This window comes from Bacillus sp. SIMBA_074 (assembly GCF_046534555.1).
GTDB classification, from domain to species: Bacteria; Bacillota; Bacilli; order Bacillales; family Bacillaceae_G; genus Bacillus_A; species Bacillus_A mycoides.
Genome location: NZ_JAWRYM010000006.1, coordinates 120,155 through 132,609 on the forward strand (window position 1 = coordinate 120,155; position 12,455 = coordinate 132,609).

General features: G+C 38.5%; 12 protein-coding genes. 10 read left to right on the forward strand and 2 right to left on the reverse strand.

Features of this window, described 5'->3' with window-relative positions; genetic code table 11:
• The first annotated feature begins 24 nt into the window (after window positions 1-24).
• The 8 genes from pyrB to pyrE are packed head-to-tail and all read left to right on the forward strand — an operon-like array spanning window position 25 to window position 9,538.
• Complete coding sequence (gene pyrB, locus SB773_RS09995; protein ID WP_002128846.1) at window positions 25-939, forward strand: aspartate carbamoyltransferase; 915 nt, start codon at window positions 25-27, stop codon at window positions 937-939.
• Window positions 923-2,209 (forward strand): dihydroorotase, encoded by a 1,287-nt coding sequence (pyrC, locus tag SB773_RS10000; protein ID WP_002165153.1) that lies wholly within the window; start codon window positions 923-925, stop codon window positions 2,207-2,209. Before pyrB ends, pyrC begins: the two co-directional genes overlap by 17 nt.
• Window positions 2,206-3,303, forward strand: a complete 1,098-nt coding sequence (locus SB773_RS10005; RefSeq protein ID WP_002111416.1) for a carbamoyl phosphate synthase small subunit — start codon at window positions 2,206-2,208, stop codon at window positions 3,301-3,303. Before pyrC ends, SB773_RS10005 begins: the two co-directional genes overlap by 4 nt.
• Window positions 3,288-6,506 carry a carbamoyl-phosphate synthase large subunit gene (gene carB, locus SB773_RS10010; protein WP_410589734.1) on the forward strand — a complete coding sequence of 1,073 codons (3,219 nt, stop codon included), beginning with the start codon at window positions 3,288-3,290 and terminating at the stop codon, window positions 6,504-6,506. The genes SB773_RS10005 and carB overlap by 16 nt, the downstream gene beginning before the upstream one ends.
• Window positions 6,503-7,282, forward strand: a complete 780-nt coding sequence (pyrK, locus tag SB773_RS10015) for a dihydroorotate oxidase B electron transfer subunit (protein ID WP_002088239.1) — start codon at window positions 6,503-6,505, stop codon at window positions 7,280-7,282. Before carB ends, pyrK begins: the two co-directional genes overlap by 4 nt.
• A complete protein-coding gene (gene pyrD / locus SB773_RS10020) occupies window positions 7,279-8,208 on the forward strand; it encodes a dihydroorotate oxidase B catalytic subunit (protein ID WP_410589737.1) in 930 nt (309 codons plus the stop codon). Before pyrK ends, pyrD begins: the two co-directional genes overlap by 4 nt.
• A complete protein-coding gene (gene pyrF / locus SB773_RS10025) occupies window positions 8,193-8,909 on the forward strand; it encodes an orotidine-5'-phosphate decarboxylase (RefSeq protein WP_000083510.1) in 717 nt (238 codons plus the stop codon). Before pyrD ends, pyrF begins: the two co-directional genes overlap by 16 nt.
• Window positions 8,906-9,538 carry an orotate phosphoribosyltransferase gene (gene pyrE / locus SB773_RS10030; RefSeq protein WP_410589739.1) on the forward strand — a complete coding sequence of 211 codons (633 nt, stop codon included), beginning with the start codon at window positions 8,906-8,908 and terminating at the stop codon, window positions 9,536-9,538. The genes pyrF and pyrE overlap by 4 nt, the downstream gene beginning before the upstream one ends.
• Window positions 9,539-9,654: 116 nt before the next feature.
• Here the strand turns inward: pyrE and SB773_RS10035 are convergent, their stop codons facing one another.
• Together SB773_RS10035 and SB773_RS10040 are read right to left on the reverse strand one after the other, a co-directional pair.
• A complete protein-coding gene (locus SB773_RS10035; RefSeq protein ID WP_002033769.1) occupies window positions 9,655-9,909 on the reverse strand; it encodes a YbeF family protein in 255 nt (84 codons plus the stop codon).
• 166 nt (window positions 9,910-10,075) lie between these two features.
• Window positions 10,076-11,461 (reverse strand): hypothetical protein, encoded by a 1,386-nt coding sequence (locus SB773_RS10040; RefSeq protein ID WP_410589741.1) that lies wholly within the window; start codon window positions 11,459-11,461, stop codon window positions 10,076-10,078.
• A 101-nt stretch (window positions 11,462-11,562) separates the two neighbouring features.
• On the opposite strand from SB773_RS10040, the gene SB773_RS10045 reads away from it, so the two are divergent.
• Window positions 11,563-11,994 (forward strand): YoqO family protein, encoded by a 432-nt coding sequence (locus tag SB773_RS10045; RefSeq protein WP_410589743.1) that lies wholly within the window; start codon window positions 11,563-11,565, stop codon window positions 11,992-11,994.
• A 15-nt stretch (window positions 11,995-12,009) separates the two neighbouring features.
• Entirely contained in the window at window positions 12,010-12,378 is a 369-nt protein-coding gene (locus tag SB773_RS10050; RefSeq protein ID WP_410589745.1) for a YoqO family protein, read from the forward strand.
• Window positions 12,379-12,455 lie beyond the last annotated feature (77 nt).

Sequence of the window (12,455 nt, forward strand, 5' to 3'; positions counted from 1 at the left end):
AAAACAGAAAGATGAGGGATGACGATGAGCCATTTGTTAACGATGAGTGAATTATCGGAACAAGAAATTTCAGAAATCCTAAAAGACGCAGAAGATTTCGCGAATGGAAAAGAGAGAAAAACGACAGAGCAAACATTTGTTGCGAACTTGTTCTTTGAGAATAGTACGAGGACGAGATTTAGCTTTGAAGTTGCTGAGAAGAGATTAGGACTTGAAGTATTAGACTTTTCCGCAGATGCATCTAGCGTACAAAAAGGAGAAACTTTATACGATACGATAAGAACACTAGAATCAATCGGAACAAAAGCGGTAGTCATCCGCCATGAGCAAGATCGTTACTTCGATGAATTAAAAGATCAGGTGAATATCCCAATCTTGAACGCTGGAGATGGATGTGGAAATCATCCAACGCAATGTCTACTCGATCTTCTAACAATTAAACAAGAGTTTGGAAGATTTGAAGGTTTGAAGATTGCAATAGTTGGGGATGTTCGTCATAGCCGAGTAGCACGTTCTAATGCAGAAGCATTAACGAAACTGGGCGCGACAATTTACTTTGCAAGCCCAGAAGAGTGGAAAGATGAAGAGAACACATTTGGAACGTACAAGAGTTTAGATGAACTTGTTCCAGAAGTGGATGTGATGATGTTACTTCGTGTACAACATGAGCGTCATGACCATTATGAAACAGACATTATGAAAGAGTATCACGAGCAACATGGGTTAACAGTTGAAAGAGAAAAACGTATGAAAGAAGGAAGCATTATTATGCATCCAGCCCCTGTAAACCGTGATGTTGAAATTGCGAGTGAACTTGTCGAGTGTGAACGCTCACGCATATTCAAGCAAATGGAAAACGGGGTCTACGTAAGAATGGCTGTACTAAAACGCGCATTACCAAATGTATTAGGAGGAATGAAACATGAATTATTTGTTTAAAAATGGTCGTTATATGAATGCAGAAGGAACAATCGTAGCAACAGATCTTCTCGTACAAGACGGTAAAATTGCGAAGGTAGCAGAAAATATTACGGCAGATAATGCTGAAGTAATCGATGTAAATGGAAAGTTAATCGCACCTGGATTAGTAGATGTACACGTTCATCTTCGTGAACCAGGTGGTGAACATAAAGAAACAATTGAAACAGGAACACTTGCAGCAGCAAAAGGTGGATTTACTACAATTTGCGCAATGCCAAACACACGCCCAGTACCAGATTGTAAAGAACATATGGAAGACCTGCAAAAGCGTATTAAAGAAAAAGCACATGTAAATGTATTACCATATGGAGCAATTACAGTACGTCAAGCAGGTTCTGAAATGACCGATTTTGAAACGTTAAAAGAACTTGGAGCGTTTGCTTTCACTGATGATGGCGTAGGCGTGCAAGATGCAAGCATGATGTTAGCTGCAATGAAGCGTGCATCGAAATTAAATATGGCAGTTGTTGCACACTGTGAAGAGAACACACTTATTAATAAAGGATGTGTACATGAAGGGAAGTTTTCTGAGAAACACGGATTAAACGGTATCCCATCAGTATGTGAATCCGTACATATTGCCCGGGACATCTTACTTGCGGAAGCTGCAAATTGTCACTACCACGTATGTCACGTAAGTACAAAAGGATCTGTACGTGTAATCCGTGACGCGAAACGTGCTGGAATTAAGGTGACAGCAGAAGTAACACCGCATCACTTAGTATTATGTGAAGATGATATCCCATCGGCTGATCCTAACTTTAAAATGAATCCACCGCTTCGAGGAAAAGAAGATCATGCAGCGTTAATTGAAGGACTATTAGATGGAACAATTGATATGATCGCAACTGACCATGCACCGCATACTGCAGAAGAGAAAGCGCAAGGGATTGAAAGAGCACCGTTCGGAATTACTGGTTTTGAAACAGCATTCCCGCTTTTATATACAAACCTTGTGAAAAAAGGAATCATTACATTAGAGCAACTGATTCAATTCTTAACAGAAAAACCGGCTGACACATTCGGTTTAGAAGCAGGGCGCCTAACAGAAGGTAGAAAAGCTGATATTACAATTATCGATTTAGAACAAGAAGAAGAAATTGATCCAACAACATTCTTATCAAAAGGAAAAAACACACCATTCGCAGGTTGGAAATGCCAAGGTTGGCCGGTTATGACAATCGTTGGTGGTAAGATCGCATGGCAAAAGGAGAGTGCATTAGTATGAAAAGACAACTTATCTTAGAAGATGGAACAGTATTAATTGGAAAAGGTTTCGGAGGAGAAATAGAAAAGTCAGGTGAGGTTGTATTTACAACTGGGATGACTGGATATCAAGAAACTTTATCTGATCCATCATACTGCGGTCAAATCGTAACATTTACGTATCCATTAATCGGAAACTACGGCATTAACCGTGATGATTTTGAATCAATTCACCCATCTGTAAATGGTTTAATCGTAAACGAAATTTGTGATCACCCATCAAACTTCCGTAATGAAATTTCGCTAAATGATTACTTGAAAGAAAGAAATATCCCAGGATTAGCAGGAATTGATACGAGAAAATTAACAAGAAAAATTCGTCAATATGGAACTTTACGCGGACGTCTTTGCAATATGGATGTGGATGTAGAGGACATCGTTAGCCAATTGAAAGCAACTGTCTTTACAGATCATGTGAAACGCGTATCAACAAAAGATCCATATCCAAGTCCAGGCCGTGGACACCGAGTTGTACTTGTAGACTTCGGAATGAAACATGGTATTTTACGAGAATTAAATAAGCGTGATTGTGATGTAATTGTTGTACCTTACAATACAACAGCAGAAGAAATTCTACGCCTTAGCCCAGATGGAATTATGTTAAGTAATGGACCTGGGGACCCAAAAGATGTACCAGAAGCAATTGAAATGTTAAAAGAAATTATTGGTAAAGTTCCTTTATTCGGGATTTGCCTAGGACATCAATTGTTCGCCCTGGCATCTGGTGCGAATACAAGTAAGTTAAAATTCGGTCACCGTGGTTTAAATCATCCAGTAAAAAATCTTGCAACTGGAAAAGTAGCAATTACATCTCAAAACCATGGTTACGCAGTAGAAGAAGAATCAGTTGGAAATACAGAACTGGAAATTACACATGTTGCTTTAAATGATGGAACAGTAGAAGGTCTTCGTCATACAAAGTTCCCAGCATTTACAGTGCAATACCATCCAGAAGCTTCTGCAGGACCAGAAGATGCAAATGATTTATTCGAAGATTTCTTAGCAATGATTGAAAACTTCAAGAAAGAAGGGGAAGAGTTATGCCAAAACGCCTAGACATTAACACAATTTTAGTAATCGGATCAGGACCAATTGTAATTGGGCAAGCAGCAGAGTTTGATTACTCTGGTACACAAGCTTGTCAATCTCTTAGAGAAGAAGGTTACAAAGTAATCCTTGTTAACTCTAACCCAGCAACAATTATGACAGATACTGCAACAGCAGATAAAGTATATATAGAACCATTAACATTAGAATTCGTAAGCCGTATCATTCGTAAAGAACGTCCAGATGCACTCCTACCAACATTAGGTGGTCAAACAGGCCTAAACATGGCTGTTGAACTTGCGAAATCAGGCATACTTGAAGAGTGCGGAGTTGAAATTTTAGGAACAAAATTATCAGCAATCGAGCAAGCCGAGGATCGTGATTTATTCCGTACATTAATGCAGGAATTAAATGAACCAATTCCATCTAGCACGATTATTCATACGCTGGAAGAAGCACATGAATTTGTAAAAGAAATTGGTTATCCAGTTATTGTTCGCCCAGCATTTACAATGGGGGGAACAGGTGGCGGAATCTGTAATAATGAAGAAGAACTAATTGAAATCGTATCAGGTGGATTAAAACATAGTCCAGTAACACAATGTTTATTAGAAAAGAGTATTGCCGGTTGTAAGGAAATTGAATATGAAGTAATGCGTGATTCGAATGATAACGCGATTGTAGTATGTAACATGGAAAATATCGATCCGGTTGGGGTTCACACAGGTGATTCTATCGTTGTAGCACCGAGCCAAACATTAAGTGACCGTGAGTATCAAATGTTACGAAACACTTCATTAAGAATTATTCGTGCATTAGGAATTGAAGGTGGATGTAACGTTCAGCTTGCACTTGATCCACATAGCTTCCAATACTATGTAATCGAAGTAAACCCGCGTGTGAGTCGTTCGTCTGCACTAGCATCTAAAGCAACTGGATATCCAATTGCGAAGTTAGCGGCGAAAATTGCAGTCGGTTTAACATTAGATGAAATTATAAACCCAGTAACACAAAAAACATATGCTTGCTTCGAGCCAGCATTAGACTATGTTGTTTCAAAAATTCCACGTTGGCCATTTGATAAGTTTGAATCAGCAAACAGAACACTTGGTACACAAATGAAGGCAACTGGTGAAGTTATGTCAATCGGACGTAACTTAGAACAATCATTATTAAAAGCGATTCGTTCTTTAGAGCTTGGCGTTTATCACCTAGAGTTAGACCACTTAAAAGAGCTTGATAAAGCAACGATGAAAAAGCGTATTATAAAAGCTGATGACGAGCGTCTGTTCGTTGTAGCAGAAGCAATCCGTCAAGGTGTAACGAAAGAAGAAATCAACGAATGGTGTGAAATGGACTTCTTCTTCTTACAAAAAATTGAAAATATCGTAAACATGGAACGCGAAGTAAAAGCGAATGTAGGAAATATGGAAGTGTTACAATCTGCTAAAGAAATGGGCTTCAGTGACCATTACATCGCCAATGCTTGGAACAAAACAGAGCGTGAAATTTACGATATGCGTAAAGAAAGCAATATGACTCCTGTTTATAAGATGGTAGATACTTGTGCGGCAGAGTTTGAATCTGCAACACCATACTACTACAGCACATATGGTGACGAGAATGAATCGATTGTAACAGATCGTAAGAGTGTAGTTGTACTAGGATCTGGTCCAATCCGTATTGGTCAAGGTGTTGAGTTTGATTATGCAACAGTTCACTCTGTATGGGCAATAAAAGAAGCTGGATATGAGGCAATCATTGTTAATAACAACCCAGAAACAGTTTCAACAGACTTCAGTATTTCTGACAAATTATACTTTGAACCATTAACAATCGAAGATGTAATGCACATTATCGATTTAGAAAAGCCAGAAGGTGTTATCGTCCAATTCGGTGGACAAACGGCAATTAACTTAGCGGCTAAATTAGAAGCACACGGTGTAAAAATCTTAGGAACATCACTTGAAGATTTAGACCGTGCAGAAGATCGTGATAAGTTTGAAGCAGCTTTAACAAAGCTTGGTATCCCGCAACCAGTTGGTAAAACAGCAACGACTGTAGAGCAAGCAGTAGCGATCGCTGACAAAATTGGTTACCCAGTATTAGTAAGACCATCTTACGTACTAGGTGGACGTGCAATGGAAATCGTATATCGTCAAGAAGAATTACTGCACTACATGAAAAATGCGGTTAAAGTTCACGCAGATCACCCAGTATTAATCGACCGTTATATGGTTGGTAAAGAAATTGAAGTAGATGCAATTTCAGACGGTGAGAATGTATTCATTCCAGGTATTATGGAACATATCGAACGCGCTGGAGTTCACTCTGGGGATTCAATTGGAGTATATCCACCACAGAGCTTATCTGAAAAACTAAAAGAACAAATTATTGAACATACAATTGGGCTTGGAAAAGGTTTAAACATTGTTGGATTACTAAACATTCAGTTTGTAGTATTCAAAGATGAAGTGTATGTAATTGAAGTAAATCCACGTGCGAGCCGTACAGTACCATTCTTAAGTAAAATTACAGGCGTACCGATGGCAAATATCGCAACGAAAGTTATTTTAGGTCAAAACCTTGTAGAACAAGGATATGGAACTGGCTATCACCCAGAAGAGAAGGAAGTGTATGTAAAAGCACCGGTATTCTCATTTGCGAAACTACGCTCAGTTGATACAACATTAGGGCCTGAAATGAAATCAACAGGGGAAGTAATGGGTAAAGATTTAACGCTTGAAAAAGCATTATATAAAGGACTTGTTGCTTCAGGAATTAACATTCCAACGCACGGATCAGTAATCATCACTGTAGCGGATAAAGATAAAGAAGAAGTGCTGGAAATTGCAAAACGCTTCCATGAAATCGGCTATAACTTATTAGCAACAGCAGGAACAGCACAATCGCTAACAGAACAAAACATTCCGGTGCAAGTTGTAAACAAAATTGATTCTGAAGACTACAACTTACTTGATATTATCCGTCAAGGGAAAGCGCAGTTTGTAATCAATACATTAACAAAAGGAAAACAACCAGCGCGTGATGGTTTCCGCATTCGCCGTGAATCAGTAGAAAATGGTGTGGCTTGCTTAACATCACTTGATACAACGAGAGCAATCTTGAGAGTATTAGAATCTATGACATTCTCAGCTCATTCAATGAAAGAAATTACGCAAACGAAGCGTCACGAGGTGGTACATGCATGATGCAAAAGCAAAATATGATCGTCGTTAACCAAAAAGAAATCGCAAAAAACATTTACGAATTAGTGCTTCAAGGGGATTTAGTGCAGCAAATGAACGATCCAGGGCAGTTTGTACACATTAAGGTAGCAGAGGGCATTACGCCCCTTCTGCGCCGCCCAATTAGTATTTGTAATGTCGATCAAGACAAGAACGAATTTACAATGCTATATCGTGCGGAAGGACAAGGGACAAAAACATTAGCGAAAAGAAAACAAGGTGAACTTGTAGATGTGTTAGGACCACTTGGTCATGGATTTCCTGTAGAAGAAGCGGAATCTGGACAAACGGCTCTATTAGTTGGTGGGGGAATTGGTGTACCACCACTATATGAATTGTCACAGCGTCTTGTAGCAAAAGGAGTACGCGTTATTCACATCTTAGGTTTCCAAACGAAAGATGTTGTCTTCTATGAAGAGAAATTCGCAGAACTTGGTGATACGTATGTTGCAACAGTTGATGGTACACATGGTACAAAAGGGTTTGTAACAGATGTAATCGATAGCTATGGAATTGACTTTGACATTCTCTACTCATGTGGACCTTTAGCGATGCTTCGTGCATTAGAAGGACGCTATAAGGAGAGAAAAGCCTACATTTCATTAGAAGAACGTATGGGCTGTGGTATCGGAGCATGTTTCGCATGTGTATGCCATTTGCAAGCAGATCCGAGTGGACATTCTTACAAGAAGGTGTGTAGCGACGGACCAGTATTTCCAATCGGGGAGGTTGTACTATGAACAGATTGCAAGTTGAATTACCAGGGTTATCATTAAAAAATCCAATCATCCCAGCATCTGGTTGCTTCGGATTTGGTCGTGAGTATGCACAGTTCTATGATTTAAGTGTACTTGGATCAATTATGATTAAAGCGACAACAAAACAACCTCGTTATGGAAACCCAACGCCTCGTGTTGCTGAAACACCAGGCGGAATGCTAAATGCAATCGGGCTTCAAAATCCTGGATTAGAAAAGGTAATGAATTCTGAATTACCTTTTCTCGAGCAATTTGATCTTCCGATTATTGCAAACGTTGCGGGTTCACAAGCTGAGGATTACGTAGCGGTTGCGAAGGCGATTTCAAAGGCACCTAATGTTCATGCGCTAGAATTAAATATTTCTTGTCCAAACGTAAAAACGGGTGGTATCGCTTTTGGTACAAATCCTGAAATTGCTGCTGATTTAACGAAGCGAGTAAAAGAGGTTTCTGAAGTACCGGTATATGTGAAATTGTCACCGAACGTGGCAAACATTGTGGAAATTGCAAAAGCAATTGAAAATGCGGGTGCGGACGGTTTAACGATGATTAATACATTGCTTGGTATGCGTCTAGATTTAAAAACTGCAAAACCAATTTTAGCAAACCGTACGGGCGGACTATCAGGGCCTGCGATTAAGCCAGTAGCAATTCGTATGGTACATGAAGTAAGTCAAGCGGTTAACATTCCGATCATCGGAATGGGTGGTATTGAAACAGCGGAAGATGTAATTGAATTCTTCTATGCGGGCGCAAGCGCGGTCGCAGTTGGAACGGCGAACTTTATCGATCCTTTCGTATGTCCAACAATTATTGAAGAATTACCTGCATTACTAGATGAATTAGGATTTGATCATATTTCGGAATGTCAAGGAAGGAGCTGGAAGCAAACATGTCACAGTCGTTAATCGTTGCACTAGATTTTCCAGGGAAACAAGAGGTAGAACAATTCTTACACCACTTTGAAGGGGAAGAGTTATTTGTCAAAGTTGGTATGGAGTTGTTTTACAAAGAAGGTCCTGCAATTATTACGTACTTAAAAGAAAAAGGACATAAAATCTTCCTAGATTTAAAACTTCATGATATTCCGAATACGGTAAAAAGCGCTATGCGTAGCCTAGCTAGTCTAGATGTAGATATGGTAAATGTTCATGCTGCTGGGGGAAGCAGTATGATGAAAGCTGCGATTGAGGGATTAGAGGAAGGTAAGCAAGAAGGAAAAGAGAGACCGATTTGTATTGCAGTTACACAATTAACAAGCACTTCGGAAGCTATGATGAAAAAAGAGATTGGCATTGAGAAAACGTTAGAAGAAGCGGTTGCTCATTATGCAAAATTAACGAAAGAAAGTGGACTTGATGGAGTTGTTTGTTCAACACTTGAAGTACCAAAATTACGTGAAGTATGCGGAAATGAATTTGTAACAGTAACACCGGGGATTCGTCTTGCAAGCGATGATGTAAATGACCAAGTGCGCGTAGCAACACCGAAACGTGCGAGGGAACTTGGTTCAAGCTACATCGTAGTTGGACGTAGTATTACAAAAGCAGAAAATCCGCTTGAAGCGTATAAAACAGTAAAACAACAGTGGGAAGGTGTAACAGTATGAAAAAAGAAATCGCATCGCATTTATTAGAAATTGGAGCAGTATTTTTACAACCGAATGACCCATTTACTTGGTCTTCTGGTATAAAATCACCAATTTATTGTGATAATCGTTTAACTTTATCTTATCCAAAAGTACGCCAAGCGATTGCAGCTGGATTAGAAGAGTTAATTAAAGAGCACTTCTCAACTGTAGAAGTTATTGCAGGAACAGCAACTGCTGGTATTGCGCACGCTGCATGGGTAAGTGATCGTATGGATTTACCAATGTGCTACGTGCGTAGTAAAGCAAAAGGTCACGGTAAAGGGAACCAAATCGAAGGAAAAGCTGAAAAAGGTCAAAAAGTAGTAGTAGTAGAAGACTTAATTTCAACTGGCGGTAGTGCAATTACATGTGTAGAAGTACTTCGCGAAGCTGGCTGTGAAGTATTAGGAATCGTATCAATCTTCACATACGAGCTTGAGTCAGGAAAAGAGAAACTAGAAGCAGCAAACGTAGCATCATATTCTTTAAGTGATTACAGTGCATTAACTGAAGTTGCAGCAGAAAAAGGTATGATCGGACAAGCTGAAACGAAAAAATTACAAGAGTGGCGTAAAAATCCAGCAAATGAAGCTTGGATTACAGCGTAACACGAAAAAAGACGACCGCGGGGGAACGTGGTCGTCTTTTTTATATCATTGCTAAAATTTTATGTAAAGTTCCATCGATATCAAAGAAAATCATAGTACAATCTCCTCACTAATAACTACTTATTGTTTTCTGCAACTTCATATCCTCTCACAAACAATAGAGTCATATAAGAAATAATAAATGAGAAGATACTATACATACCGACCCAAAAGAAAAACTTTGGAGGGAAGGCGATAGCACCTACTATTAAAAAACTAGCAAACGTTACAATTGGCATTACATAGTACGTTCTCGTTCTACGTGTTCCAATAACAGAAACGATAAAGATAAGTAATGGACAAATTAATAAGACAAAAATCAATTCATTCATAGTTATGTCCCCTTTTCTAATTGAAGTAATCTGTTTCTCGTAAACGTTTTGAAATAAATACTCTCCTAATATAACTTCGCTAACATATACATAATCCCTTTTGAAAGTCAGTAATAAATGATTGATTTCACAATGAAAAACGTAAGCAAGAGAATACTCGCTTACGCTATAGAATAAAAATCGCAACGATCGTGGTGACGATTAAGCCAATCACAACTGGTAAAAAGTTTCGGCGCGCAAGTTCAAACGGATCTACTTTGCATATGGCAGCGGCAGGAATAAGCGCCCAAGGAATTAAAGTGCCACCGCCAGTCCAGATTGCTGCAATTTGCCCAAGTGCTGTTAATGTAGCTGTTCCATGCCCAAGTGCTGTTCCGAAAAGATTGGCAATCGAACCAGCAAGTGATATACCGGAAAAGCCAGATCCATCTAAGCCTGTTATGACACCAACGATAGTTAATGTTCCTGCCGATACATATTGGTTTAAAGGAACAATTTGAGATAAGGCGATTCCTAAGTCGTTAATGATTCCATGTGAACCTTTCGGTAAATAGTCCCCGATAATTTTCACAAAGCCGCTATCTCCTAAATAAAAGAGTGCAGCAATTGGGATAACTGGACCAAAGATTTTAAATCCAAATTGGAGCCCTTCTATAAAATAATCGGTCGTTTTATTCAGTCCATTACTTTTGTAGGCGATGAGAGAAATGATGATAATCATAATAACAGTCGTCCCGCCGATAAGTGCAGTTGCATCGCTTCCTTGTAGTTTAAATTGAATCATGCAAAGAATATCTATGGCATATACGATCGGAATACAAATAGCGAGCCATTTTTTTGTCTGAGGAGATAATGAAGTGAGCGTTTTAGAAGACTCAGTTGATGGAATAGATTCTTGTATAGATAAGCCTGTATGAAATTCTTTTCGTAAGAAGAAAAATGCGACGGAAGTTGTCACAATACCCATAACAATAACGAGGGGAACACTGGCTGAAACAACGCTGGAAACAGGAAGACCAGCAGCATCTGCAGTTAATTTCGGTGCACCTTGAATTACGAAGTCACCAGATAGGGCGATGCCGTGTCCGAATAAGTTCATAGCAATGGCAACTCCAATTGGTGGAAGACCGACGCGTACAGCGACAGGTAATAAAATAGCTCCCATTAAGGCGACAGCCGGAGAAGGCCAAAAGAAAAAGGAAATTGTCATCATTAAAAGACCGATAATCCAGTAGGCATGTGCAGGTGTACGAATCATCTTTGTAAATGGTGAAATCATCGTATCATTTATGCCGGTATGAACGAGTAGGTTGCTCATTGATACGATAATGGAGATGATTAATATAGTTGGTAATAGTTCGGTAATGGCGTAAATGAAACTTTGAAAGATACCACTAATGGCAAGAGGGATAGAACTTGTAGCGGTTAATGCTAATAAAAAGATAAAAACGATACAAATGATCGTCGTATCTTTTCTAAAAATAAAAAAGGTAATAATAGTGAGTAAACAAAGAATATAGAGAGCATGTAAAAGCGTTAATTCAACTCCCATAACATTCACATCCTTTAGGCATTCGTGTAGTTCATTGTATGGAAGCTGTGAAAGTATGTGAGTATAGGAAAAAGAAAAAAAGTGAAATTTCATGTACTGTAATGGTAAGAACAATAAATGGATGTTACAATACAATTAATCCTAAAAATGGAATTAAGGGAGGACTTATGCGCAAAGAAATTGGATTTTGGGGATTTATCATATCTTGTAGTCTATTAATCATTTTAAATATGCTTACAAACAATGAATGGATAAGTATCATACCTGTTCTCGGGTTTGTTTTTATACTGTTATATCGTTGGGATGACATGAAACAACATGGTAAGAAAAGTATTAGAATTATGATAGGTATCATTGTTGTTTGTTCATTTGTCGTAGGGGTTATTTTAATAGAGGGCCAAAAGCAAATGGAGAAAATGTCTATTTTTCAAGATTGGATGTCTTCTGCGAAAGGTCTTTATCTTGTAATTGTAGTCGTTATTTTTCTAAGAGTCATGATAAGAATAGCAAGTTACATATTAAAGGAGGAGTAGAATGGGGGAGTACGAATGAGAGAGAAAATAGGGTATTATGGTGTGCTCGGTTGTTTAATATTATCAGTTATTTCGGGGCAATTTCTTAAAAGTGAATGGGTACCAGTAATATTATGTATAGGGGTATTGATTTTTGCTCCTATGTATCGCTGGGATGAATGGAAAGCATATAGTCGAAAAAAGAAAATTGTTTTCAGCATCGAGTTTGTCATTATAATTAGCACGATTCCGTTTTTGTTATTGAAAGGAAATGAGATAATAGATGGAATTGTAATGTTTCAAGGGTGGTTATTTATTGCGAAATTGCTATATTTAATATGCATTTTAATATCGGTAGCGGTAGTCGCTAAAAAAGTATACGAAAAGTTATTCGTTAATGAATAAAAGAAAATGCCACCTTATTCGGTGGCATTTTCTTACTTTACTGAATGAGCTTTTTGCATCTTTTTAATTAAACGAAT

Bases quoted from the DNA above. Each gene is read 5' to 3' on its own strand.
- pyrB (WP_002128846.1), top strand. From the start codon at position 25: ATGAGCCATTTGTTAACGATGAGTGAATTATCGGAACAAGAAATTTCA.
- pyrC (WP_002165153.1), top strand. From the start codon at position 923: ATGAATTATTTGTTTAAAAATGGTCGTTATATGAATGCAGAAGGAACA.
- SB773_RS10005 (WP_002111416.1), top strand. From the start codon at position 2,206: ATGAAAAGACAACTTATCTTAGAAGATGGAACAGTATTAATTGGAAAA.
- carB (WP_410589734.1), top strand. From the start codon at position 3,288: ATGCCAAAACGCCTAGACATTAACACAATTTTAGTAATCGGATCAGGA.
- pyrK (WP_002088239.1), top strand. From the start codon at position 6,503: ATGATGCAAAAGCAAAATATGATCGTCGTTAACCAAAAAGAAATCGCA.
- pyrD (WP_410589737.1), top strand. From the start codon at position 7,279: ATGAACAGATTGCAAGTTGAATTACCAGGGTTATCATTAAAAAATCCA.
- pyrF (WP_000083510.1), top strand. From the start codon at position 8,193: ATGTCACAGTCGTTAATCGTTGCACTAGATTTTCCAGGGAAACAAGAG.
- pyrE (WP_410589739.1), top strand. From the start codon at position 8,906: ATGAAAAAAGAAATCGCATCGCATTTATTAGAAATTGGAGCAGTATTT.
- SB773_RS10035 (WP_002033769.1), bottom strand. From the start codon at position 9,909: ATGAATGAATTGATTTTTGTCTTATTAATTTGTCCATTACTTATCTTT.
- SB773_RS10040 (WP_410589741.1), bottom strand. From the start codon at position 11,461: ATGGGAGTTGAATTAACGCTTTTACATGCTCTCTATATTCTTTGTTTA.
- SB773_RS10045 (WP_410589743.1), top strand. From the start codon at position 11,563: ATGGTAAGAACAATAAATGGATGTTACAATACAATTAATCCTAAAAAT.
- SB773_RS10050 (WP_410589745.1), top strand. From the start codon at position 12,010: ATGAGAGAGAAAATAGGGTATTATGGTGTGCTCGGTTGTTTAATATTA.